The sequence below is a fragment of the Occallatibacter sp. genome (assembly GCF_049510455.1).
Taxonomy (GTDB): Bacteria; Acidobacteriota; Terriglobia; order Terriglobales; family Acidobacteriaceae; genus Telmatobacter.
The window spans coordinates 16,457-39,607 of the sequence record NZ_JBEKYX010000030.1 but is presented as its reverse complement, the minus strand read 5'-3'; the positions used below and the strand labels follow the sequence as shown (position 1 = coordinate 39,607).

The 23,151-nt window shown below is 58.4% G+C and carries 24 protein-coding genes; 6 read left to right on the top strand and 18 right to left on the bottom strand.

Going from position 1 to position 23,151, the window contains the following annotated elements; all coding sequences use genetic code 11:
• Positions 1-378: 378 nt before the first annotated feature.
• Positions 379-924 carry a protein NO VEIN domain-containing protein gene (locus ABSG47_RS07700; protein WP_424168522.1) on the bottom strand — a complete coding sequence of 182 codons (546 nt, stop codon included), beginning with the start codon at positions 922-924 and terminating at the stop codon, positions 379-381.
• Between the two features lie 90 nt (positions 925-1,014).
• A complete protein-coding gene (locus tag ABSG47_RS07695; RefSeq protein ID WP_424168519.1) occupies positions 1,015-2,100 on the bottom strand; it encodes an IS630 family transposase in 1,086 nt (361 codons plus the stop codon).
• A gap of 513 nt (positions 2,101-2,613) precedes the next feature.
• Between ABSG47_RS07695 and ABSG47_RS07690 the strand changes: the two genes are divergently transcribed.
• From ABSG47_RS07690 to ABSG47_RS07670, 5 genes are all read left to right on the top strand, one after another.
• Positions 2,614-3,039, top strand: a complete 426-nt coding sequence (locus tag ABSG47_RS07690) for a hypothetical protein (protein ID WP_424168516.1) — start codon at positions 2,614-2,616, stop codon at positions 3,037-3,039.
• 18 nt (positions 3,040-3,057) lie between these two features.
• On the top strand, positions 3,058-3,756 hold the full coding sequence (locus tag ABSG47_RS07685; protein WP_424168514.1) for a serine hydrolase domain-containing protein: 699 nt from the start codon (positions 3,058-3,060) through the stop codon (positions 3,754-3,756).
• A 152-nt stretch (positions 3,757-3,908) separates the two neighbouring features.
• Positions 3,909-5,636, top strand: coding sequence for an alkaline phosphatase family protein (locus tag ABSG47_RS07680; RefSeq protein WP_424168511.1), 1,728 nt, complete (start codon positions 3,909-3,911; stop codon positions 5,634-5,636).
• Between the two features lie 176 nt (positions 5,637-5,812).
• Positions 5,813-7,117, top strand: coding sequence for a UDP-N-acetylglucosamine 1-carboxyvinyltransferase (gene murA / locus ABSG47_RS07675; protein WP_424168508.1), 1,305 nt, complete (start codon positions 5,813-5,815; stop codon positions 7,115-7,117).
• 156 nt (positions 7,118-7,273) lie between these two features.
• Positions 7,274-8,593: a diguanylate cyclase domain-containing protein gene (locus tag ABSG47_RS07670; RefSeq protein WP_424168506.1), complete on the top strand. Its 1,320-nt coding sequence runs from the start codon at positions 7,274-7,276 to the stop codon at positions 8,591-8,593.
• A 58-nt stretch (positions 8,594-8,651) separates the two neighbouring features.
• Here the strand turns inward: ABSG47_RS07670 and pnp are convergent, their stop codons facing one another.
• From pnp to ABSG47_RS07645, 5 genes are all read right to left on the bottom strand, one after another.
• Positions 8,652-11,129: a polyribonucleotide nucleotidyltransferase gene (gene pnp, locus ABSG47_RS07665; RefSeq protein WP_424168503.1), complete on the bottom strand. Its 2,478-nt coding sequence runs from the start codon at positions 11,127-11,129 to the stop codon at positions 8,652-8,654.
• Between the two features lie 262 nt (positions 11,130-11,391).
• Positions 11,392-11,658, bottom strand: a complete 267-nt coding sequence (gene rpsO / locus ABSG47_RS07660) for a 30S ribosomal protein S15 (protein ID WP_424168501.1) — start codon at positions 11,656-11,658, stop codon at positions 11,392-11,394.
• Positions 11,659-11,792: 134 nt separating this feature from the next.
• Positions 11,793-12,269 (bottom strand): RES family NAD+ phosphorylase, encoded by a 477-nt coding sequence (locus tag ABSG47_RS07655; protein ID WP_424168499.1) that lies wholly within the window; start codon positions 12,267-12,269, stop codon positions 11,793-11,795.
• Positions 12,270-12,277: 8 nt separating this feature from the next.
• Positions 12,278-12,688, bottom strand: a complete 411-nt coding sequence (locus ABSG47_RS07650) for an Xre family toxin-antitoxin system antitoxin (protein ID WP_424168496.1) — start codon at positions 12,686-12,688, stop codon at positions 12,278-12,280.
• A gap of 72 nt (positions 12,689-12,760) precedes the next feature.
• Positions 12,761-13,138: a hypothetical protein gene (locus ABSG47_RS07645; RefSeq protein ID WP_424168494.1), complete on the bottom strand. Its 378-nt coding sequence runs from the start codon at positions 13,136-13,138 to the stop codon at positions 12,761-12,763.
• Positions 13,139-13,406: 268 nt separating this feature from the next.
• On the opposite strand from ABSG47_RS07645, the gene ABSG47_RS07640 reads away from it, so the two are divergent.
• Positions 13,407-14,279 (top strand): dienelactone hydrolase family protein, encoded by an 873-nt coding sequence (locus ABSG47_RS07640; RefSeq protein ID WP_424168492.1) that lies wholly within the window; start codon positions 13,407-13,409, stop codon positions 14,277-14,279.
• A gap of 41 nt (positions 14,280-14,320) precedes the next feature.
• Here the strand turns inward: ABSG47_RS07640 and ABSG47_RS07635 are convergent, their stop codons facing one another.
• The 11 genes from ABSG47_RS07635 to ABSG47_RS07585 all read right to left on the bottom strand — a co-directional run bounded on the left by ABSG47_RS07635 (position 14,321) and on the right by ABSG47_RS07585 (position 23,148).
• Positions 14,321-15,397: a VWA domain-containing protein gene (locus tag ABSG47_RS07635; RefSeq protein ID WP_424168490.1), complete on the bottom strand. Its 1,077-nt coding sequence runs from the start codon at positions 15,395-15,397 to the stop codon at positions 14,321-14,323.
• Positions 15,398-15,439: 42 nt separating this feature from the next.
• Positions 15,440-16,711 (bottom strand): endo-1,4-beta-xylanase, encoded by a 1,272-nt coding sequence (locus ABSG47_RS07630; RefSeq protein WP_424168488.1) that lies wholly within the window; start codon positions 16,709-16,711, stop codon positions 15,440-15,442.
• Positions 16,712-16,793: 82 nt separating this feature from the next.
• Entirely contained in the window at positions 16,794-17,018 is a 225-nt protein-coding gene (locus ABSG47_RS07625; RefSeq protein ID WP_424168486.1) for a hypothetical protein, read from the bottom strand.
• Positions 17,019-17,144: 126 nt separating this feature from the next.
• On the bottom strand, positions 17,145-18,053 hold the full coding sequence (locus ABSG47_RS07620; protein ID WP_424168484.1) for a flagellin N-terminal helical domain-containing protein: 909 nt from the start codon (positions 18,051-18,053) through the stop codon (positions 17,145-17,147).
• A 62-nt stretch (positions 18,054-18,115) separates the two neighbouring features.
• A complete protein-coding gene (flgK, locus tag ABSG47_RS07615) occupies positions 18,116-19,534 on the bottom strand; it encodes a flagellar hook-associated protein FlgK (RefSeq protein WP_424168481.1) in 1,419 nt (472 codons plus the stop codon).
• Entirely contained in the window at positions 19,521-19,841 is a 321-nt protein-coding gene (locus ABSG47_RS07610; RefSeq protein ID WP_424168480.1) for a hypothetical protein, read from the bottom strand. Before ABSG47_RS07610 ends, flgK begins: the two co-directional genes overlap by 14 nt.
• A gap of 116 nt (positions 19,842-19,957) precedes the next feature.
• Entirely contained in the window at positions 19,958-20,260 is a 303-nt protein-coding gene (locus ABSG47_RS07605) for a flagellar biosynthesis anti-sigma factor FlgM (RefSeq protein WP_424168478.1), read from the bottom strand.
• 64 nt (positions 20,261-20,324) lie between these two features.
• Positions 20,325-20,774, bottom strand: a complete 450-nt coding sequence (locus ABSG47_RS07600; protein WP_424168476.1) for a hypothetical protein — start codon at positions 20,772-20,774, stop codon at positions 20,325-20,327.
• On the bottom strand, positions 20,771-21,898 hold the full coding sequence (locus tag ABSG47_RS07595) for a flagellar basal body P-ring protein FlgI (RefSeq protein WP_424168474.1): 1,128 nt from the start codon (positions 21,896-21,898) through the stop codon (positions 20,771-20,773). Before ABSG47_RS07595 ends, ABSG47_RS07600 begins: the two co-directional genes overlap by 4 nt.
• Before the next feature lie 51 nt (positions 21,899-21,949).
• Positions 21,950-22,693, bottom strand: coding sequence for a flagellar basal body L-ring protein FlgH (locus ABSG47_RS07590; protein WP_424168472.1), 744 nt, complete (start codon positions 22,691-22,693; stop codon positions 21,950-21,952).
• Complete coding sequence (locus ABSG47_RS07585) at positions 22,690-23,148, bottom strand: hypothetical protein (RefSeq protein ID WP_424168470.1); 459 nt, start codon at positions 23,146-23,148, stop codon at positions 22,690-22,692. Before ABSG47_RS07585 ends, ABSG47_RS07590 begins: the two co-directional genes overlap by 4 nt.
• Between the last annotated feature and the right edge of the window lie 3 nt (positions 23,149-23,151).

Here is a 23,151-nt window from a genome sequence, read left to right as displayed (position 1 = left end):
GCTCCAGGCCAGCAACTGAGCCTGGTCCTCGGCGGTAATAGACAAGGCAATCAACGGACGTCCCATCGAAGTTCCTCACACTCTATCCGATGAAACAATCCTTATTAATTATTCAACTTATTTTAGAGACGGGACACTAGGGTGATTTCGCAATTAGCTATATGCAGTAGCGCACGGAGTCCAGTAGCAGAGTCGAACTGTCCTGCGCGAATGCCACACATGCAGCAGAATAACTCCGTGGATTTAAGCAATTGCGAGCGAAGGGTGTCTGATATATCAGGAGCGAAAATGAGATAATTTTGATCGTGTAAATAATGATTTCTCACTGTTCCTCCAAATCGTCATACGCTATTCATCGGCAACTGAAACCAGCAAAGACTAGAAAAATGCGCGCCAGGCTTCAGGTATAAGCTTTAGCGCATTTTCTAGTGGAGGCTGGATCGTGAAGATTTGTGGCGAACTCGAAAAAAGATGCACTCGATAAATTTGCCAATGCTCGGGTCTCTCGGTAGCCATCTCAGATTCATTTCGCGTTAAAAAGAATGGCGTACGCGCGGCACCATTGGTAGTCTTGACTTCGATTAGACTTTCTGAGCCGGACAGCGCAAATGAAAGAATGTCATACCCAGCTCCGTCGCCATCCTCCGCGGCAACCCATCGGACCTTGCGTGCCAAATCCTTACGATCGGCTTGTTCAAGTCTTTTCCGTTCAACTTCGAGAACAAAGCCTTCACCGGCTTTGCCTAAGTTGCGATTGCGCAAATCTCTAGCGGCCGGATCAAATTTACGAATCAACCTCCTTAGTCCGACTGGTGAACTTTTAGAAGTTAGATCTACTTTTGGCGGCGGGACAAATAGGCTCGGGGCGTCGGATACTTGTCCCGGCGTTGTAGGAAGCATTTCAAAGAACGCTGTATTTGCCACAAGATAACGGTCTATTGCTCCAAAAATTGCATTCTGGTAATTCTCTTTGGGTCTGTAACCGACTATCCACGGAAGTCCTAGTGTAGCGTCTCACGCAGATCGTCTTTTATTGAGGGCGGTCTGAGCGCGGGTGACTTTTTCCAAAATGTCGTTGGCTTTGGCGGTCCAGATGAAGGGCTTTGGATTTTGATTATGGTCGTCGATATATTCTCCGATGGCGGTGATCAGTTGTTCGAGATCCTGGAAGACGCCGCGCCGCAAGCGGTTGTGGGTAATGTCGCGGAAGAAGCGTTCCACCATGTTGAGCCATGAAGCCGAGGTGGGCGTGAAGCGCACGTGGAATCTCTTCTGTTTTCCCAGCCAGCGTTGCACTCGCTCATGTTTATGGGTCGAGTAGTTATCGCAGATCAGGTAAATTTCTTTGTCTGCGGGGACCGTCTGATCGATCATGCGCAGGAACTTCAGCCACTCCTGATGACGATGCTTCTGCTGGCATAAACCATAAACCTCGCCATTGGCGGTGTTGAGCGCGGCGAACAAGGTGGTCGTACCGTTGCGTTTGTAGTCATGGGTCATGGTTTGGCCGCGCCCCTTCTTGAGCGGCAGGCCGGGCTGCGTACGATCCAGTGCCCGGATCTGACTCTTTTCGTCCACAGACAACACCAGGGCGTGCTCGGGAGGGTGGAGATAGAGCCCAACGATGGCCTCCAGTTTGTCGGCGAACTGCGGATCATTGCTGACTTTGAAGCTCTCCATGCGATGCGGCTTCAGACCGTTGGCCCGCCAGATGCGCGATACCGAAGCCTTGGAAACACGCATCTCTTTAGCCATGGTGCGCGTAGACCATTGCGTGGCGTTGGCCGGCGTGCTCTGCGTAGTTTTTGCAATCAGGGTTGCAGTCACTTCCGGAGAGATCGACGGTGTACGTCCGGGCCGCGGCGCATCTTTCAGCAGACCTTCGATACCCAACTCAAGAAAACGCCCGCGCCACAGCGCAACCATGCGCGGAGCAACCTGAAGAGTCTTGGCGATCTGCTTGTTCTGCAGTCCGTCACTTGCCAACAACACGATCTTGCTGCGCATCACCACACGAGCTGCCGTGGAACGACCGCGCGATTGTTGCTCCAACTTCCGCCGAGTCTGTTCGTTCAAAACAATGGGCTCAGCAATGCGCATATCGAGGTCTCCGCAGCATAAGATGAGCCTCGAATGATAATAGACTCTATTATTGAGACGATACGCTAGGTTGCATAGAACTGAGGAGATATTCTGATGCTTGAATTCAACTGACCTATGAGTCCTTCCAATTTGCGCCATTAGCGCGGCGCTGTGCTTAGACTTGACATAGGCCTCGCCTCGAAGTTCGGTCGTTAACATCGCAAAATAGTCCGCGACAATTGCATCGAGCTCGTTATCGCTCCAGACAGTTCCGTGTTTTGGTCCTTCGACCATACAGAACCCGTACCCTACGCGCAGCGCCGTTCAATAATTGAGGACGGCTTTATTATGGATAGCAACAGCTTATAACGCGGCGGTAGGCAAAGACAGCTATGCTCAAGATGAGACCGGGATCTCTGGGTTGATTAAAGCGGTACATTGCTTGATACTGAAACGCGACACTTACCTCTATACTATGAAACCTCCGGCGTTTTCCACGCCCAAGATTTCGTAAGCTCCGGGAGATTCCGCATGAGACTTCTTTTCGTCCTCGCTATCGCGACAAGTTGTGGGCTGCGAACGCTCCACGCACAGGCAGTAAGCGCGGCTCAAGCTGCCAAGCCGACTATCTCCTGCAGCAATCCTGCGTTCCCCGGTCACGAGTGGAAACAGGCTTCGCAAGAAAACCAGAAGGGATGGTCCAAGCCCGCGCTTGATGCAGCACAGGCCTACGCCGACTCCCTGCATGATTCTTCCGTCGTGATTGTGCAATGCGGGCACCTCATAGACCAATGGGGCGACACCAACAAAAGGATCACCACGTTTTCCGTACGCAAGAGCCTGATCAGCGCGCTGTTTGGAATCTATGCAACCGAAGGAAAGATCGACATTAACGAAACGCTGGAGCAGGCGGGCATTGACGACACTCCAATGCCACTCACTAAAGAAGAACGCTAGGCAAAGATCGTAGACCTATTGCGCGCACGCTCCGGTGTGTATCATGCCGCAGCCTTTGAAGTAAATTTCCAGCGCAAGATGCGCCCCGTGCGCGGTAGCCACGCTCCCGGCACCTTCTGGTTCTACAACAACTGGGACTTCAACGTGCTCGGCACCATCTTTGAAAAGAAGACCGGCCTCAAGATCGGCGAAGCCTTTTACCAGCGCATCGCAAAGCCCATCAGCATGCAGGACTTCCAGCCTAGCGATGTCTATTACATCGGCGACGCAAGCGTCTCCACGCACCCCGCCTTAATGTTCCAGATGACCGCTCTCGACATGGCGCGCTTCGGCCTGCTCTATCTCAATCATGGCCGCTGGAAGAACCGCCAGATCATTCCGGCGGACTGGGTAGAAAAGAGCACGCACGCGAGCGAGATGGTTTACCTGGGAAAGATGAACCTGGGCGGTTATGAATACCTGTGGTGGGTGGAGTACGGCGGTATTCACATTCCGGAAGCCACGCTGCCCGGTATGTATTCCGCACAGGGCGCAGGCGGCCATTACATCCTTGTCCTTCCCAGCCTCAACACAGTCATCGTGAACCAGTTTGACAACGAACCCGATGCGCACACCTCCGATTCCGTCCTGCACGCCGCGCAGAATCCGCACCAGATGTTTGACACTCAATTCGGCCATCTGGTGAGATTCATCCTGCAAGCCGATGGGATTGGCTGATGCCCGCGCACGGCCTTTGATACTGCCCAGCCCGGAGCTTTATAAATTCCTTGCGGATTTAACGACAAAATGAGGCGGTCCGAGCGAATTTCACAGTGGTTTAACTCATGCGACCGCCCCGGAGGCATACCAACTCTGAGGGAGGCTAAATAATGAAACTAAATTTGTCTGTAGCTGTTGGTGTGGCGGCGGCGATGATTGCATTGTCTTCGCATGTGGTGGCGCAGGATGGGAACGACAGAGATAGAGACGGGCACGGGATTCGGCATGTGCTGCTGTTGAGCATTGACGGCATGCATGCGGTGGATTTCTACCATTGCGCGCATGGAATCGCGGGCGTAAACGGCGGCGATCCGTATTGCCCGAACCTGACCGCGCTGAGCCATACGGGCATCAATTACACAGCTGTGACTTCCTCAAAGCCTTCGGACTCATTCCCCGGACTGGCGGCGCTGGTGACCGGCGGCTCGCCGAAGACGACCGGTATGTACTACGACGTGGCTTATGACCGCACACTGGATGGTCCTGAGTTGACGACGGGCACGGGGCTTGAGCCAGGGCCGTGCAAGCCCGGCGCGGCGCCAACGGGATACACAACGGATTTCGATCAAGGGATTGAATTCGACGATACGAAGCTGAACGGCGGCGCTCCGGGCGCTGCACCCACTGAAGGCGGAATTGCTTCCATTGACAAGCGGAAGCTGGACCGCGATCCGGCAAATGGATGCGCGCAGGTGTATCCGTGGGATTTTGTGCGTGTAAATACGATCTTCAGCGTGGCGCACAAGGCCGGCAAATATACGGCGTGGATTGATAAGCATGCTTCCTACTCCTTTACGGCAGGGCCCGGAGGCACGGGGCTGAATGATTACTACTCGCCGGAGGTGGACTCGAATGTGATTGCGCTGCCTGGGGTGACCACCGCGCAAGGCGCATCCTGCGCGTCCATTCGCGACACCATCGGCGTCTCGTCGTGGGCGGGCAGCTTTGCCAACATTCAGTGCTATGACGCGCTGAAGGTCAAAGCTCTGCTGAATGAGATCGACGGCAAAACGCATTCCGGCGCGGCTGCGGAAACGCCTGCGGTCTTTGGCATGAACTTTCAGGCGGTCTACATTGGCGCAAGCGTGAATGAGCCGGGCGTGGGCGTGGGCGGCTACAAGAATGCCGCGGCAACGCCGAGCGATGAACTGCTGAGCGAGATTCAGTTTGTGGATGCTTCAGTTGGCGACATTGTGAATGCGCTGAAGCAGCGCGGCATTTTTGACGATACGCTGCTGATCATTACGGCCAAACATGGGGCTTCGCCGATTGATACGAGCCTGTATGTGGCGAACGGCTCGAATACGCCGGCGACATTTCTGGCGAATGCCGGCATGATTCCCTTCTCGGAGTCGCCGCTGAATTCGACCGGGATTGGCGCGACGGAAGATGATGTGTCTGTGCTGTGGCTCAACAAGGGCGCGAGTGTGGATGCTGCGGTAACGATCCTTGAAAACAACGCGCAGGCGATCGGGCTGGGTGAGATTTACTACGGCGGCAGCCTTGCGCTGAACTATGGCGTGGGCGGGCTTGGACCGGGGATGGACCCGCGGACTCCAGACATTATTGTTGCTCCGAACGTTGGCATGACCTACTCGGGCAGCACAACGATGATTGCCGATCACGGCGGCTTTGCGCATGACGATACCAACGTGATCATGCTGGTGACGAATCCGCGCTTTCAGCCGCAGACGGTTTATACCGGCGTTTCCACGATGCAGGTGGCGCCGACGATTCTGGACGCGCTGGGCTTGGATCCCAGGGCGCTGGATGCGGTGAGGATCGAAGGCACAGCGGTACTGCCGGAGGTTGATTCGCAGCTGAAACCGAAGTATTGATTCTGCCAATACGGCTACTGAGGTGGTCATTGGGCGCTGTCTTTGCGGCGCTCAATGACCATTGTTTTTTTGCGGCCTTTATGGACGCGCACCTGGTTCGATACTGTCCCGCACAGCCGATAAAATTACACTGAAACCTCCGGCATTTCCCTTACGGCTCGAGGTTCAGCAAGATCATGGACAAATTCCTCATCACCGGCGGCACACCGCTTCAGGGCACCATCCGCGTCTCAGGCGCAAAGAACTCCGCCCTGCCCTGCATGGCCGCCGCCATCCTGACAGAAGACGAAGTGGTCCTCGAAAACATTCCGCATGTCCGTGACATTACTACTGAGCGCAAGCTGCTCTCGTCGATGGGCGCCGAAGTGGACCTGCCGGAGGACCATTGCACCCGCATCCGCTGCGCCGTGCTCTCCGATCCCGTGGCCAAGTACGAGATTGTCAAAACCATGCGCGCCAGCTCGCTGGTGCTCGGCCCGCTTGTCGCTCGCGTCGGCGTGGCCCGCGTGGCCATGCCCGGCGGCTGCGCCATTGGCGGAAGGCCCATCGACCTGCACATCAAGGGCCTGGAAAAAATGGGCGCGGAGATTGTGCAGGCGCACGGCTACATTGAAGCCCGCGCGGAGAGATTGAAGGGCGCTCATATTGTCTTCGACAAGATCACCGTGACCGGCACGGAAGATCTGCTGATGGCCGCCACGCTGGCCGAGGGCGAAACCCTGCTGGAGAATGCGGCGCGCGAGCCTGAAGTCTCCGACCTGGCCGCTCTGCTCACAAGAATGGGCGCAAAAATCGAAGGCGCAGGCACGTCCATGATCCGCGTGCAGGGCGTTGAGCGCCTGCACGGAACGGGGCCCGGTAAAGGCCACATCATCATTCCCGACCGCATCGAGGCGGGAACTTTTCTTGTCGCAGGGGCGATCACTGGTGGTGATCTGACTGTCGCAAATTGCGACCCTTCGCACCTCGGCGCAGTCATTGCCAAAATCCAGGAGGCCGGGTCGAACGTAGAGATCGTAGGGCCGGATTCGATCCGTGTCCGGGCTGGTGGCAAGCTGCGCGCCACCGACATCTCCACCGAGGAACACCCCGGCTTCCCCACCGACATGCAGGCGCAGTTCATGGCCCTGGTCACGCAAGCCGAAGGCGTCAGTCTGGTAACAGAAAACATCTTTGAGAACCGCTTCATGCACGTTCAGGAACTGATCCGCATGGGCGCCGATATCAAAGTAGAGAGCCGCACTGCCACTGTCCGCGGCGCCGCCCATCTCACCGGCGCTTATGTCATGTGCTCTGACCTGCGCGCCTCCGCCAGCCTCGTCCTGGCCGCGCTCGTCGCCGAAGGACAATCCGTCCTCGACCGCGTCTATCATATAGACCGGGGATACGAACGCATCGAGGAGAAGCTGTGCAGCGTGGGCGCCCCGATCGAACGCGTAACCAACGCGCCCGATCCAGCGGAAGAAACCGCCTCGCTCTGAGTGGGGAAACGGTTACACGGCACATATTACCGCAGTGTTGAAATAGTGCGCGTTTTTCTTTGAACCCGACCTATAATTCTTCTACCGGGAAGACTCAAAGCAACCTACGCGTGAACGGCGTGTATCCTGACTTGAGCGGCGCCCGCGGAGTGGACAGTGGACTGGAGCAAACTGCCGGATATCATCGCCGTCGGCCTTCTCGCCTGGGCATTTGCCTCGGCGGTTCGTCACTGCCGCACCGTCTCGTCCAGCAACTGGCTCTTTGGCTGGTATTACATCGTTCTGCACTTCACGGCGGCGCTCTTTGGCCAGTTTGACGGCGCCATAGGCAAGGTTATAACGATTGTCAGCGTCATGAGCCTCATCATGGCTGCCATACTGTTCATGCGCTCTTCCATTGCCGAACTCCTCTCTACGGAGCGCATCGGCCGGATCATGATGCCGGTCATGTCGGCGGCTTTTCTGTTCGTGATATGCAACCTGGTGCTGGAGGCTCCGCGCTGGCTTCTTACTACCTCGGAAGCCCTGCTCGGTTTCTTTCCGCTCTTCATGACCCTCTTTTTCCCGCGCTGGTCCGCTCCCCAGCTCCGCTGGAGCATGTCCATTCTCCATTTCGCTCTCGGGGTTTTCCTGCTGCGCGCTCAAAGCCTGCCGGATGGCCAATCGCTTGCGCTGGACAGCATCCTATTCACCGTCTATTTCGGCTGCGCCATGCATTTCTGGTACTACAACCGCAAGGCCACCACCGGAGCCCTGATCGGAGTCGTTGGCTTCTGGCTCTGGGCCTCGGTCTTTGTTGTCGGGCCCATACTCGAGGCCTTCCTGCCCACATTCAAAGTGGAACCCGAAGTGTGGAATCTGCCGAAATACATCGTCGCCGTCGGCATGATTTTGCTTATGCTGGAAGAGCAGATCGAGCACAACAAGCATCTGGCGTTGCATGACGAGCTGACCGGCCTTCCCAACCGCCGCCTCTTTCAGGATCGTCTTGCAGGAGCCATTGAGCGTGCCCGCCGCTCCGAGACCCAGGCTGCCCTGCTCACCGTCGATCTCGACGATTTCAAAATCGTCAACGACACCTACGGTCACCACGCCGGAGATCTGCTTCTGCAGAGCGTCGCCAAGCTCTTCCTTGGAAGAATTCGCCACTCGGACACTGTCGCTCGCACAGGAGGCGATGAATTCGCCGTCATTCTTGAGCCGCCCACGAGTCATGAAGAGGCTGCTCTTGTCAGCCGGGCACTTTTAGATATGCTTGAGGAGCCGCTGCGGCTGAACGAACACATGGTGCGGGTCGGAGCCAGCGTCGGCGTAGCTCTCTTTCCGGATGATGCCAGGGATCTGAAATCCCTCTGCATTCAGGCCGATATGCGCATGTATGAGGAAAAGCGTGGCGTAAAGTTTGATAAAGGCGGTGTTGTGCGCAGGCATCCAGCCGATTCACGCGCGAATGTATCCACAGCCAAGGCGTCCTGAAATTCCCGCGGCAAAATAAAAGAGGCCCGGACATTTCGTCCGGGCCTCTTCGTTTGTTTTACTGATGGCTTCCGCCGCCCTGACCAGGGCCGCGTCCACCACCACCACTGCCACCACTGCCACCAGTGCGGCGACGGCGACGGCGACGGTTATTGTTTCCAGCCGGGCCGCCAGGACCGCGTCCCGCGCTGGCGTTCGGCGCTGCGGGAGCCTGAGTACCATCGGCGCGGTTGAAGTTCGGCTCGTTCTCTTCGTCGATCTCCTCGCCGTCTTCATCGTCTTCGAAGTCGTCGCCGCCCTCAATCAGAATCGTGCTCTGGTTGGAACGCGGCTGGCGATCGTCGAACTCGTTGCGCGGGCGTGCTGGAGCTTCCGGAGCGGAGGCTGTTTCTTCCACTTCTTCCGTCTCCGGCGCTGGTCCCTGCGTGGCAGCCAGCTTGGCCTTCTGTTCCTTGATGAGCGCCTTGCGGCTGAGCTTGATGCGGTTGCCTTCGATGGCCAGAACCTTCACCATCACCTGATCGCCCTCGCGCAGCTCATCCTTCACATCCTTCACGCGGTGCTCTGCGATCTCGGAGATGTGCAGCAGGCCGTCCGTACCTGGGAAGAGCTCGACGAATGCGCCAAACTCTGCCAGCCGGACAACCTTGCCCAGGTAAATCTTGCCCAACTCGGGCACTGCCGTGATGTCGTTGATCATCGCCAGCGCGCGCTTCAGACCGTCTGCATCGCTCGATGCCACGGAGACGCGGCCCGTGTCATCCACGTCGATCTTGGCGCCGGTCTGCTCCACCAGGCCGCGGATCGTCGCGCCGCCCTTACCGATGAGGTCGCGAATCTTGTCCACCGGAATCTGGACGGTCTCGATGCGCGGCGCGTACTTCGAGCGTTCCACGCGGGGCCCATTGAGCTCGGCATCCATCTTGTCCAACAGCCAGATACGGCCCTGGCGAGCCTGTTCCATGGCTTCCTGGAGAATCTGGCGAGTTAGTCCACCAATCTTGATGTCCATTTGCAGAGCGGTAATGCCCTTGCGCGTGCCGGCCACCTTAAAGTCCATGTCGCCGTAGTGATCTTCCGCACCGGCAATGTCGGTCAGGATGGCGTAGTTGTCGCCTTCCTTTACGAGGCCCATCGCCACGCCGGCAACCGAGCCCTTGAGCGCGATGCCCGCGTCATACAGAGCAAGGCTCGCGCCGCAGACTGAAGCCATGGACGAAGAACCATTCGACTCCAGGATGTCGGAGACAACACGGTAGGAGTAAGGAGAGTCGCCCGGATCGGGCAGAACCGCCGTAATTGCGCGCTCAGCCAGTGCTCCGTGGCCCACTTCGCGACGACCTGTGCCGGTCATACGTCCTGTTTCACCAACGCTGAACGGAGGAAAATTGTAGTGGAGCATGAAGTTTTTCTTCTGCTCACCTTCATAGCTCTCCAACCGCTGCCCATCATCGGCCGTGCCGAGAGTAGCTGTTACAAGAGCCTGCGTCTCACCGCGGGTAAACAGTGCCGAGCCGTGCGTACGGGGCAGAACACTGGTTTCAATGCTGATCGGCCGAATCTCGTCAAACGCGCGGCGATCCGGGCGAATGCGATCCTTGGTAACCTGCTCGCGGAAGGTGCGCTCGCGCAGAGCTTCGTAGTAAGTGCCAAGCTTCTTCTTCGCGGACGGATCGTCGGCGGGCAGTTCCTTGGCCAGCTCATCCTTGATCTGCTTTACCAGCGCATAGCTTTCGGTCTTGGCGTGCTTCTTGGTATCAAGCGCGTCAATCAGACGCTCGCCGATCCTGGCCTTCAGCTCAGCGTAATAGGCTTCGTCAAACTCCGGAGCTACAACAGCGCGCTTGGGCTTACCAGCCTTGGCAACCAGCTCGTCAATCGCGGCAACAATCTTCTTGATCTCGCCATGACCGAACTCAATCGCAGCCAGAATGACCTCTTCGGTCTCTTCCTTGGCGCCGGACTCAATCATCACGATCCCGTCCTTGTGACCGACAACCATGATGTTCAGTGTGGACAAAGCGCGCTCGGCGTAAGTCGGATTGATAATGAACTCGCCGTTGACGCGGCCAATGCGAACAGCTCCCACGGTGGCGCTGAAGGGAATGTCAGAAAGAGCCAGCGCGCAAGTAGCGGCGTTAATGCCTACAACGTCGGGATCGTTTTCCTTGTCTGCGGAGAATACCAGGGCAATCACCTGGGTCTCATTGCGGAAGCCTTCAGGAAACAACGGACGGATCGGGCGGTCGATCTGGCGGCAGGTCAGGATTTCTTTTTCGCTGGGACGGCCTTCGCGCTTGATGAAGCCGCCGGGAATGCGTCCGCCGGCGTACGTGTATTCGCGGTAATCCACCGTGAGCGGAAAGAAATCGATACCCTCGCGAGGGTCCGGCGATGCTACGGCAGTAGACAGGACAACGGTTTCGCCTGCGGTAACCAGGGCAGCGCCCGAGGCCTGCTTGGCCATGCGTCCGGTCTCAAAGACCAGCCGCTTGCCGCCGGCAAGTTCGACGGCTACTTCATGCTTTGTCGACATAGAGTCCTCTTTTCGGTTCCAATCGGAACCCTGTTTGTTTTCATTTGTGCTTGGGAAATTTGTGTTGGAAGAGCGCCCAAATTCCATTCCGGAGATGGAAGGAGGAAAAAACAGATGGGGCGGTATGCGCGAAACGCGTTCAGCGTCTCTGTCGCTTGAAAATGCGCGCGGAATGCACCACGGCCCGGGTCTCTAAGGGAAACCAGGGCCGTGACCAATCCGCGGTCTGGGCGCTTCCAGGTCAATAGGGGCTTTCTGAGAGTTACTTGCGGATTCCGAGCTTGCCGATGACGTCGCGGTAGCGATCCGTATCGTGCATCTTCAGGTAATCCAGCAGTCGGCGGCGCTTGCTGACCAACTGGAGGAGGCCACGACGCGATGCGTGGTCCTTCTTGTGGGTCTTGAAGTGCTCAGTCAGCTCTCCAATCCGCGTACTCAGAATCGCGATCTGGACTTCGGGCGAGCCCGTGTCCGTCGCGTGAGTGCGGAAGCGTTCAATCAGGTCGGTTTTCTTTGCAGTCGCCAGCACGGCGTTTGTTACTCCTCTATCGTCTTGTGTCCACTCTCAAAGTGTCTAATGTGAGAGTACCATGAACGAGCCATGCGGGGAACCCCGGAGGGTGCAGGGGGAGAGCCCGGGAATAGCATCCAAGTGCTGCCCGCTCAACGCGCTCCTCCCAGGAAGAGACGATTATCGAATCGCTCACGATATGTGGCAATGATTTGAACATGCTCGGCATCTGGATGCTCCGGATTGAATAGATAATTCCAGGTCTGCGGAACAATCACAGAAGGAACGCTTGCAATCGGCGTTTTCAATCCTTGAAGCCACGCATCGCCAATTCGGCGGGTCATCTGCGGCTTCTCTCGCCATGCCGGTCCTGCGGGAAGTCTTAACGTGCGAACAGCGGCCTTCTCAGCAATGGAGATCTTGAGCAGTTGATAAAAATCAGGGACCTCGTCTTCCGTTGGATCGAGATGCACGAGGGTCTCCAGCATTGCCGCTGCCGGAGAGTAAGCAAGATAAACAATCCTGCGGCCTGCTGTATGCCAGCGTCCACTCGCCAGCTTGCCACCCTTGCCGCTCAAGTCGGAGTAGTTGCTGATACGCCAGAGTATATGCGGTCCAGTTTCGTTCATTGGCCGAATTAGGTAAACATCCCTTCGTCAATCTGGATCAACGCTTCCTCAATACGACTGCCGCCGGCATCCGACTTGAGCAATGTCAGCGGAGAGCGGTCATCAAACCGAGGTTTCGGTTTCGTCAGCCAGTTTCGCGCCTTGTCAGGATTTCCAAAAACCCGTATCCCCAGCTCATACACCCGCGCCACCCGCGCCAGCCGGTCCGATTCGTCGATATTCAGCGGCTCCTTGCGCTCACGGCGGTGCTTCAGCGTGCGCAGAGGAATCACCACCTCCAGCAATTCCTTCATGGAAATACCGGAGTAATCCGAAAATTTCTCCAGCGCTGAAAGTGGAATCCCCCGCTCAACCGCCTTCCAGTCGTATGCGAACGTCTGGATGACAGGAGCTGCAGAAGTTGCGGCAGAAGAACTCATAAGGACATTATGCCACATTTCTCGCGGCATAATGTCTTTTATCGCCCAGACAATTCAGGCAGGGAGCTCAGATCAGTCCATGAAGGGGTATTCCAGGTAAGGTTTTGTCACGCTGGTCACTATGTCATTGGGAGATCCGTCTATCCAGGTGCCGGATCGTTCATCCTTCGAGAACGTCACCTCGATCTTGATGAATCGGCATTTCTTCAACATATATCTGGAAGTTCCCCTGGACTGAAGGCCGCCATCCAGCATGAAGTCTCGTTCGACTTCGGCCCGAATGCTTCCCTCTTTTAGGTTGCCAACGATTGAGATCGCCTCTTTAATAAGTGTTTCCAGTTGATCCTGATTGCTTGTTTGTTGAGTACTGCTTGGCTGCTGCGCCGCACACGAAAAAGCCGATGCGAAAAACACACCGGCAAAGATCAGGCCCATTAAGATTCGACGCATGGTTCTACTCCTTGAATGACCCATATCCAAACATCGCCCGGCGCAGTTCGATCCGTGGACTGCTCGTCTCTATTTTTGACGCCGCGCGACGCAATCGGCACCACTTCCCTCTCCGATCAAGCGCGTAATCCGTCGTTCCATTTGTCACCGAAATGTAAGATTTTGACAGCCCACTGGCTGCGTCTCAGGCTGTTGCTTTAATGTCAACAAAGCAGCAGCACAACAGAACCGAAATCTATTCCGCTGCCGAAGAAAAGAGAGCTAGCCGATGTGCGATGACTTTATTCATCAAGGATTGACGCATGACCCCACAGTCTCCCGGCGGACCTTTATGGTCAGCTCCGCAGCTACTGTCGTACTTTCATCCGCTGTAGCCGGAGCGCAGTCGCAAACCAAGGTGGTGGAAAAAGATGTAAACGTGCCAATGGCCGCAGGCGTCTCGGATGCGGCGCTTTTTTACCCGGAGGGTAAAGGTCCGTGGCCCGCTGTGCTTGTCTGGACCGACATCCTGGGTCTGCGCCCCGTCTTCCGTGAGATGGGACGCCGTCTGGCAGCACAGGGTTACGTTGTTCTGGTGCCCAATCCCTTTTACCGCAATGCGAAGGCTCCCGTCGTTGACGGCTCATTCGACTTTTCCAAGCCCGAGGACCGCGCCAAGGTCATGCCGCTTGCCGCCGCGCTGACAGCGGATGCCGGCATCAGCGATGCGAAAGACTACACCGCATTTCTCGATCAGCAGCCCCAGACCAACAAAAGCAAGAAAATGGGAGTGCAGGGTTACTGCATGGGCGGCCCGCTTACCTTCCGTACGGCTGGAACTGTTCCCGGCCGCATCGGCGCGGCGGCCACTTTTCATGGCGGCGGCCTTGTGACAGACAAGCCCGACAGTCCGCATCTTATGATTGCCAAAATGAAGACCGAGGTGCTCTGCTGCGTTGCCGATAACGATGACAAGCGCGACCCCACCGCGAAGGACACGCTGAAAAAGGCCTTTGCGGATGCGCAACTGAAAGCCACAGTGGAAGTATATGACGGCTGCAACCACGGCTGGACCGTGCGCGGCAGCCAGCCTTACAACGAGGCCGGCGCGGAGCGTGCCTGGACCGAGCTAACTGCGCTCTATCAGCGGAACCTGGCATAGAAGGCGGTGAGCGATAGGCGTTTCGTGTAAACGCCTATCGCTCACTGCGCCCCACCCGCAGGCGCTTCATCGCCCACCCAGTAGTCCGCCCGCGCCACAATGCGCGCTCCGTAGTTCTGCGCCAGCCGCACCTTCAGGGTATGCAATCCCGGTGTCGGGTTCGATGGGCTGAAGGTCAGCAGATACCGGTTCCGCGTATGCTTGGCCGCATCCAGAACCCGCTGCTCAAACTTCTTATCGCCGGTAAACGTCGTGTACTCCCCGCCACTCATGCTGGCAATCTCTTTCGTCACATTTTTGCGCATGGCCTGCGCCAGCATCACCAGCCCGGAAACCATATTCATGGTCCGCACTTCGCCGCTGTCCTGCGCATCGTGCAGAAACTCCGCGCGCCCTGGGGAAAATGAAACCGTCAGCACCAGCACATCGCTCTGCCCAATCTTCCGGATCAGCGCCTCCGTCTTCGTATGCTTGCTCCCGTGGTCGCGCGCCTCGCTGATCAGCAGCAGAACCCGGCGATATTCGCGTGGCTGCGTGCCTAGCAGGTCTACTGCGTAGCTGATCGTGTCCATAATCGAGTCGCCGCCGTCACCCGGCTCCATGTGCGTGATGCCGTTGTTCAACTCCTCGCCCGAGTGCGTAAAATCCTTGATCAAATGCGGCTCGGAATCGAATCCTACCAGCGCCGCCTGGCTCTTCTCATCGGTCAGAAACGTGTCCAGCAGCGGAGCGAGCTTCATAAACTTGTCAAACTCAAGCACGCTCATGCCGCCTTGTTCGATGGCTACAACGAGTGCCACCGGAGCCGTATCCATCTCCTCCTGCACGCGCACCTTTTGCGGAACGCCGTTGTCTTCAACAACAAAATCCTGTGCCGTCAGCCCATACACCACACCGCCGTCGTGCTTCTCCACAAGCGTCGGCACCAGCACTTCCTTCGTCGTCAGGCGCAGCACCTGGTCGCTCTGCTCCGCTCCCGGCATCGGCTGCGGAGGCTCAGCCGGCGGAGGCGTTTGCTGCTGCTGCGGAGCGGGATTCTGCTGCGCCGCTCCATGCAGTGCGGCAGAAAATGTCGCGCATAAAATCATGCAGCGAAGAAGAAGATAACCAGGCTTCATCAAAAGGCGAAAGACCCCTGTGCTCAGGATAGACGCTCAGTCCTAGGACGCACCCTGTGGCTTTGCGGGAGCAGTGGGACTTCCCGGCACCGCAAACGGCTTATACAGATCCTGCGGCTTTGCGGCAGGGGTCGTCGGTGGACCTATCGGCTGGGCCGCAAGCGGCTTCTCCGTATCGATCGCACTCCGAAACGCATAGAATGCCGGCGTAGGCCGCAGATCGTCATCAAACGGCAGCGGACGCTGCCGCGATCCATCAGCGCGCTTTGCCCAGGGCTCTTTACTCTGGTTGATCCACGAATGCGCGCTTGTAGCCCCCCATGTCAGCGCAGCCAGCACATTCGGCTCTGCAAGCACCAGGCCCAGATAGTTCTTATAAACCTCGGCCACGGCGGCATCCTGCAGCTCCGGGCCGCCCGGCAGCTTGTGCGTATTCACATCGAGCTCCGTTATGTATGCTTCCAGACCCATTGCCCGCGCCTCGCGGATAAACGCAACCAGCCCTGCGCCCGGCTGCGGCCCGCTCGCCTGTAGATGGCTCTGAATTCCCACCGCGTGAATCGGCACGCCACGCGCCTTGAATCTCCTCAAAAGCATCAGCACATAGGCGCGCTTCGCAGTATCTTCCGGCGTGTCCAGCTCGATTCCGTATTCGTTATAAGTCAGCTTCGCTTCCGGATCGGCCTGCGCCGCGGTCGTATAGGCAATCTCCAGGTACTCAGGCCCCAGCAGCTCCATCCACAACGAGTTCCTGAGCCCATCCCCGCGTCCATCCTTCGGATTCACAGCCTCATTCACCACATCCCAGCTATGAATCCGCCCGCGATACCGCCCTGCCACCGTCTGAATGTGGTTCACCAGAAGCTGCTTCGCATTTTCCTTTGTCGCTGTCGTCTGCAACCACGCAGGAACACTTTCATGCCAGCACAGATTGTGTCCGCGAACCCTTTGCCCCGCCAGCTCCGCAAACCGGATCAGCCTGTCGGCCTGCGTAAAGTCGAAGGTCGTCGCCGTTGGCCGCAGCGCGGCCCACTTCATCGAGTTTTCCGCCACCACGATGTTCGCCTGCTCCGCCACCAGCCGCGTGTATGCGTCTGAAGTCGTTCCCGCGGCAAAGCCATCCACATCCAGCAGATTTGGAACCACTGCGGCACCGCATAGCAGCCCATGCGCCGCCGCATGCGTGCGCAAAGAATCCGCCCCAACCGTATTCATCCCGTTCTGATTCGTCGCGCCCTGAGCCGCGCCCTGAGCCGCGCGCAACCATGCCGGAAGCCCGGCAGCAGCGGCCATACCGAGAGCTGCCTTACTCACTTGTCTCCGCGTCAGCAATTTCGCGCCCACAAGACTCATCTTCAGATCCTCATCTCAGAATTGGTTTTCGACATTCGCACTTTCAGCGGTTCTTCTGCGCTTCCCGCTGCACACTTCGCGTCCAGAAAAGAAACCTGAGCAGTTCCCACCGCTCCGCCCACAGAAATGCCATCATTTTGCCCGCAGTAATCTCTTCCGCCCATGCGCCGGAATAAGTCTCCATGCGCCAGCGCAGATAGGGGCTGCGCCACGGCGTCAGCCGCGCGCCGCGCGTGGCGTTCCACAGAAAGCGAAGAGGCTCAAGCATCCTGGTTTCTCATTCAGGTTCCTTCGCTCCAAAGTATACGCGGCGCGCGCTCCGCTCCAGAAACAGCGCAGGCGACCGGGCCTAAAGCCCGCCGCCTGCGATTTCCATGTCTGAATTACTTCAGCTTTAGTATTGCAACTTGTCGAAGAGGCTCCCGGAACCAAGCTGTGCAATCGTGTCTTCGAGCGCCGTCGCCTGGGTTTCGGCAGTTGACAGTTGCGTTGATACTTGGCCCACATCGGCCTGCATCAGGTTGGTCTGCGCGGAGGTCAACTGCAGCGCCTCGCTCGTTGCCGCCGTAGAAGAAGCCGAAACCTGATTGATCGAGTTATCAATTGTGACCCGCTGCTCGGAGACAAAGTTGAGTGCCGAGTTCAGCGTACTCGTGTCTGCCGCTGCCTGCGCCTCATCCACGGTCGCGCCGGAGTAATCCGTAATCAGCGCGTTCAGCGCGCCCATCACGCTGACTGAGCTGTTGCCATTGCCGGTAAAGATCTGCGAGCCGGGCACATTCAACTGGATCTTCTGATTGCTTGGCGTTGTCAGGAAGTTCACCGTCTGCCCGCCCTCTGCCGCGGTGACCGTGTAATTCCCTGACGAATCGAAGGGCTGTGTCGAAGTCGCCGTGCCGGCAAAGATGAATTGCCCCTGGTAAGAGGTGTTCGCCATCTGTATCACCTCGCCGAGGATGCCCTGCAGTTGGCTTCCGACCGAGTTTACCTCGCTCGTATTCATCGTGCCGTTATTGGCGCTCGTTGCCAGTGAGATCGCCTGCGTCAGTTGCGTAACCACAGACCCCAGTGCCGAATCCGCAACCTGCAGTTGCCCCGTGACCTGGCTGGTTGTGCTCGAATACGAATCATCCTGTTGAATCTGGTTCAGCAACAGCACATTCTCTCCCGCCGCCACCGGGTTTGAGCTCAGCGAGGTTACGCTCACTCCGCTCGACAACTCCGATGAGAATTGCTGCTCATTGCCCTGCGCTGTATCCAGTGCGCTGACAAGGTTATTGATATAGCTCGGGTCAACACGCATCTCTTTTCGCTCTCCTCTTCCGGTTGTCTCTTGCCGTTCTCTCGTTCGCCGTTCGGGCTCTCTTACGACACTGCCGTCTCTTCGCCAAGATTCAGCGCGGAAGCCATCACCGAGTCCAGAATGGTGAAAAATTGGCTCGCCGCCTGGTAACTCCGTTGCATATTCGTCAGCGAAGACGCCTCGTTATTCAGGTTCACCTCGGAAAGCGAATTTCGCTGCGTTGTAAGCTGCGTTACAGATGCGCTCTGCGCCGTGTTCTCCGTCTGCACCTCGGAGATCGTCGAACCAAGCTGCGTCACAAAATCCGAATAGAAGCTATTCGGATCCTGACCGTTGAGTTGTGACTGCACTGTGGTCTGCAGTGCCGAAAGCGACACGGCATTTGAGTCATCTCCCGAACTCGCGCCGGCGCCCGCGGCAGCCGCCGCAATTCCATTGGGATCCGTCATCACAACCGACATGGACTGCGCGCTGCCCGCCACCTGCGTGGGCTCGGCAAAGATATCGGCGCCGGTATTTCCGTCGAAGTCCGTTCCCTGGGCCTGCTGTGAATTCACCGTGGTCGCAATCGTGAAGGCCAGGTTGTCCAGCGCCGAAAGCGCCGTAGGAATGTCCTGGTCCCGCGCCGTCAGGTCGCCGCCCAGCTCTCCGCCGCCGCTTGCCAGATCGCTTGTCGCATCCGTCGTGCCCACAAAGAAGTGCGTCACGCCGTTCACCTTGCCCATCGTGATCTGGTTGCTCGTATTCTGCGAAACAAGAACCTGCCCGGAGGTCGTCGTAATCGTCAGACCGTTGTTCGCCGTCGTGATCTGGTTGATGCCGACCAGTTGCGACAACTGGCTCAGATCCGATTGCCGCTGATCCTCCAGCGTTCCCGCATCCGCGTCCGGCGAAGTCGACATGATCTGCTGATTCAACTGCGCAAGCGCGGTCGAAAGCGAATTGACCTGGCCCACAACAGAAGTCGCCTCCTGGTCCAGCGCCTGTTGCTGCTGGCCAAGCCCATTTGCGGCATTCGATACATCCGAAGTAAGCGTCTGCGCAGAACTCAGAACCTCCTGCCGCAGCGAATTGCTCGTCGCATTGGATTCAAGGCTTGAAAATGCGTCGTAGAAATTCGTAATGTCGTTGCCAATGTCCCCAGCCTCGGAACTCGATGAGCCCGAGTCCGGCGTGAACAGCGACTGCATCGTGTTCAGAGCCGTCAGGCGCGCCGATGAAGACGACTCCAGTTGCTGCTGCTGGTCAATCCGTCCCTCCAGCACGCGGTCCCGCATAGACTCCGCGCCGGTTTCCGTCACGCCGTCGCCAAAGTTCGCGCCATTGATCGTGACCGGCGAGTTCTCCTGAAAAGTCGCCGTTTCCTCGGTGTATCCCGTCGTATTCGCGTTGGCTACGTTGTTGGCAATCACGCCAAGCGCGGCCTGATCCGCGTCAAGCGCGCCGGAAATGATATTGAATGCCGAATTAATTGTTCCCATCGCTCGCCTCCTGGCGGGCCCAGTGACGTGCCCGCGCCTGTCCGCCATACTCCAGTTGTTCCTGCTGAAAGGCACGCAGATGCATCATCACATCGAGATTCGCCCGCGTTGCCTCCAGCACTCTCGTAAAAACCACGAACTCCCCCGCCGCCTCACGCGCCTGCGCCGTCAGCGCCGCTCCCTCGTGCGCATCCGGCTTTTTACGCAAATCCCGGTTAAGCGCCTGGCAGCATCGCGCCAGCTCCTCCAGCCGCTCCGCATCCAGCCGCGCCAGCGCTGCCGATGCCTCGCGTACAAGTTCCTTCATCTGCGGTTGTGCCTTCCCCTTTTGCGCCCCCATCTCGGCCCTCTGTCGCTTCCTCGCCGGCCCCGCCGGCCCGGTTGACTTTGCTGTTGTTCTCGCTCGCAAAATTGCGCACTCAGTTACACGCCCAGCCCCAGCATGGCGCCAATCGCGCGCTGCGCCACCTGCGCAGCCGGAACCATATATGTTCCCGCTGTCAGCGCCGCCCGCACCGTGGCAACCTTGTCATCGCGCACACCGCTCTCGTCCGTGCCCTGCGCCGCCTGGCTTCCAGCCGTGCTCAGCGTTGCCCAGTCCGAATCAAGAGCGGAGGTTTCTCCCGGATGATCCTGCGCCACTCGCCCATACTGCTGCGCCGGCCTCGGCTCTGTTACTCCGGGATTCAAACCCGCACTCAGGCTGCTGTTATTGCTCCACACCATCGCAGTCTCCCCGTCTTCCGTCTATCTGGTCCCACTCATCGGCGCGCCGGTCCAATCACTGAAGTCATTTCAGCGGCTTTATCTTTGTCTTGTCGCGTTCATTCCCGGCAGCGCGTGCTGCTTCGGTTTCATTCCCTTCGTGGGAAAGATCGCGGTGGGAAAGCTGCTTGATAATCTTGTCCGCAATTCCAAAGCCGCCCTGCAGGCTCAACGCCTGCGCCAGAGACTCCGACGCGTATTCGCTCAGCGCTCCCCCGGAACCGAATCCAGCCCCAAGTTCAGCCCCCAGCCCGCTTCCCTGATCGTCGTCCTCGTCATCGCCCGGCGCTCCTCCGCTCGTCAGCGGCTTCATCAGCTCCTTCATCAGTTGCGCCTCAAACTCATGCGCCGCCTTGACCAGCCGCGGCTGAGCCGAGCCTGCATTCATGCCGGCATGGCCGCCAACCATTCCAGAAGCTGCCGGCATGGCGCTATGCACCGGCTCCAGATGCTGCTGCGCCGCAATCTGCATCACAACACCTCCAGATCGGCCTCAAGCGCTCCGGCCTGTTTCATCGCCTGCAGAATCGAGATCACATCGCGCGCCCCGGCGCCGGTCCGCTGCAGCTCCTGCACCAGGTCCTCCACCGTCGCGCCCTGCTTCAGATCGATCCGGTTGACCGGCTTGTCCTGCGCCTCCACCGTAGTCTTGTTCACCACTTCCGTCGTTCCCTGGCCAAAGGGATTCGGCTGCGAAACCATCGGCTCCGAGACCACATTCACCACCAGCCCGCCGTGCAGAATCGAGACAGGCTGCAGCCTCACCATGCCTCCAATCACAACAGTTCCTGTCCGCTCATTCACCACCACCCTGGCCCGCGGCGAGACATCCACCTCCACAGCCTCGATCGCATCCAGAAGCGCAGCGCGGTCCTCTTCCGGCCGGGGCGTAATCTCCACCTGCCGGCTGTCGATAGCCTTCGCACGCGAACTTCCCAGAGCCTTGTTGATCGACGCCGCCATGCGCTCCGAGGTATGAAAATCCGCATCGTTCAGCACCACGTCCACGGTCTTCAACTGGTTCAACTCAAAAGGCACCGCGCGTTCCACCAGAGCCCCCGATGGAATCCGCGCCGTCGTCGGATGGTTCAGTTGCCGGACATTGCCCGCCGCCGCGACGGTATAGCCGCCCAGCACCAGCGCGCCCTGCGCCTGCGCGTAGATCTGCCCGTCCGGCCCGTAAAGCGGCGTCATCAATAGCACGCCGCCTTCGAGCGAACGCGCATCGCCTGCCGAAGAAACGGTAATGTCAATCTTTGAACCCGACCGGCTGAAAGGCGGCATCGTCGCCACCACAAAGACCGCCGCCATATTGCGAATCTGCATATTCTGCGCAGACTGCGTACCACCTGAGGCCGGCACCGTCACGCCCATCTTCTGCAGCGCCGAAATCAATGTCTGCGCCGGAAAGACCGTCTGCTGCGAATCGCCGCTGCCGCGCAATCCCACCACCAGCCCATAGCCCACAAGCTGGTTGTCGCGGATGCCCTCGATCGAGGCAATGTCCTTCACCCGCGCCCGCTGCGATTCTGCCTGAGTCCATGCCGCAGAACACAGCGCTCCTGACAGAACCAGGTACAGCATTTGTTTCCGCTTCATCACGCGCTCCAGTCCCCTAGTCCCTTAGTCCCGTCTTCCGATCGCAATCGATCAGAAGATCAAGATCTTTTCCAGCCACCGCACGATTGGATTCTGCCGGTACGTCGTATCGTTCACGATGCCCTTGCCCGTCACCTCAAGCTCAAGATCCGTCATCGCCGTCGAAAGCACCTGGTTCTGCGCGCTCACGTCCTCCGGCCGCACCAGCCCGCGCAGCTTGATCAACTGCGTCTGCTGCGAGAAGGTCAGCTCGCGCGTCGCCTGCACCACCAGCATTCCGTTCGGCAGCACATCGATTACCTCGGCGCCAAAGGTCGTCAACAGGCTTGAATCCGTCGTGCTCTGCCCTGTCGCGTTCAAGCCCGAAGCGGCGCTCATGCCCACAAGATTCTGCAGCGCGTTGCTCGTCTTCAGCGCTCCAAAGAGCGAAGTCAGTCCGGAGTTCGCACTCGAGGCTCGCGCGTTCTTTACGCCGCCGTCGGTCTCCGCCGTCAAACTTTCGGCCACCACCACGGAAAGCACATCGTGCAGCCGGTAGGCCTTCACATCCGTGCCCAGCCGCACCAGTTGCCCGGATGGCGCCCACAGCGAACCCACCTCATGCGTCTCGGCAGCCTGCTGCGCCCGCACCCGCTGCACATAAGTCTTCAGGGCTTCTTCCGGCAGCGACGTCTTCGTATCCTGCGAGAAGGGATTCTTCTTCGGCCCGCCAAAGACCGGCAGCGCCCCGCATAAGCTCCACAGGAAGATCGCTATGGCAAATCTCCGGTACGGTCTTGCCACCACTTCGCTCATCGCCGCGTCTCCTCTTCCATCTCCGCTGTCTTCGGCGCAATCGCCCGCACCGCCATAACCCTTCCGCCGATCGCGAGCCTGGCCCGCAACTCGCCGCCGGACCCCGCACTCGTCAGAGCCGTCGCTTCCAGCCACGCGCTCATCACAGCCGTCTGCTCTTCCACCACGATCTTGTCTCCGGCGCGAATAACCAGATTCCGCTCAGTTGCTTTCGCGCCCGCTCCAGCCGCTCTTTGCTTGCCCGCTTCGGCCAGCAACCAGTAGGCCGGCGCCGCAGGATGCTCCACATCGCGCATCAGCACCCAGCGCGCCCCGGTGCCCGGATCTGTAATTTCACTCACGATCCGTCCCCCGGCAGCGCCCCCCTGCGCCGCAAGCTCGCAGGTCAGTACCGCCGCTGTGGCGGCAAGGCCGGCAACCCTGAGCCAGCGGCGAATTCGCGTGGAAAAGCTCATCTG

Bases quoted from the DNA above. Each gene is read 5' to 3' on its own strand.
- ABSG47_RS07695 (WP_424168519.1), bottom strand. From the start codon at position 2,100: ATGCGCATTGCTGAGCCCATTGTTTTGAACGAACAGACTCGGCGGAAG.
- ABSG47_RS07690 (WP_424168516.1), top strand. From the start codon at position 2,614: ATGAGACTTCTTTTCGTCCTCGCTATCGCGACAAGTTGTGGGCTGCGA.
- ABSG47_RS07680 (WP_424168511.1), top strand. From the start codon at position 3,909: ATGAAACTAAATTTGTCTGTAGCTGTTGGTGTGGCGGCGGCGATGATT.
- murA (WP_424168508.1), top strand. From the start codon at position 5,813: ATGGACAAATTCCTCATCACCGGCGGCACACCGCTTCAGGGCACCATC.
- pnp (WP_424168503.1), bottom strand. From the start codon at position 11,129: ATGTCGACAAAGCATGAAGTAGCCGTCGAACTTGCCGGCGGCAAGCGG.
- ABSG47_RS07655 (WP_424168499.1), bottom strand. From the start codon at position 12,269: ATGAACGAAACTGGACCGCATATACTCTGGCGTATCAGCAACTACTCC.
- ABSG47_RS07650 (WP_424168496.1), bottom strand. From the start codon at position 12,688: ATGAGTTCTTCTGCCGCAACTTCTGCAGCTCCTGTCATCCAGACGTTC.
- ABSG47_RS07645 (WP_424168494.1), bottom strand. From the start codon at position 13,138: ATGCGTCGAATCTTAATGGGCCTGATCTTTGCCGGTGTGTTTTTCGCA.
- ABSG47_RS07640 (WP_424168492.1), top strand. From the start codon at position 13,407: ATGTGCGATGACTTTATTCATCAAGGATTGACGCATGACCCCACAGTC.
- ABSG47_RS07635 (WP_424168490.1), bottom strand. From the start codon at position 15,397: ATGAAGCCTGGTTATCTTCTTCTTCGCTGCATGATTTTATGCGCGACA.
- ABSG47_RS07625 (WP_424168486.1), bottom strand. From the start codon at position 17,018: ATGCTTGAGCCTCTTCGCTTTCTGTGGAACGCCACGCGCGGCGCGCGG.
- ABSG47_RS07620 (WP_424168484.1), bottom strand. From the start codon at position 18,053: ATGCGTGTTGACCCGAGCTATATCAATAACCTTGTCAGCGCACTGGAT.
- flgK (WP_424168481.1), bottom strand. From the start codon at position 19,534: ATGGGAACAATTAATTCGGCATTCAATATCATTTCCGGCGCGCTTGAC.
- ABSG47_RS07610 (WP_424168480.1), bottom strand. From the start codon at position 19,841: ATGAAGGAACTTGTACGCGAGGCATCGGCAGCGCTGGCGCGGCTGGAT.
- ABSG47_RS07605 (WP_424168478.1), bottom strand. From the start codon at position 20,260: ATGGTGTGGAGCAATAACAGCAGCCTGAGTGCGGGTTTGAATCCCGGA.
- ABSG47_RS07595 (WP_424168474.1), bottom strand. From the start codon at position 21,898: ATGAAGCGGAAACAAATGCTGTACCTGGTTCTGTCAGGAGCGCTGTGT.
- ABSG47_RS07590 (WP_424168472.1), bottom strand. From the start codon at position 22,693: ATGAGCGAAGTGGTGGCAAGACCGTACCGGAGATTTGCCATAGCGATC.
- ABSG47_RS07585 (WP_424168470.1), bottom strand. From the start codon at position 23,148: ATGAGCTTTTCCACGCGAATTCGCCGCTGGCTCAGGGTTGCCGGCCTT.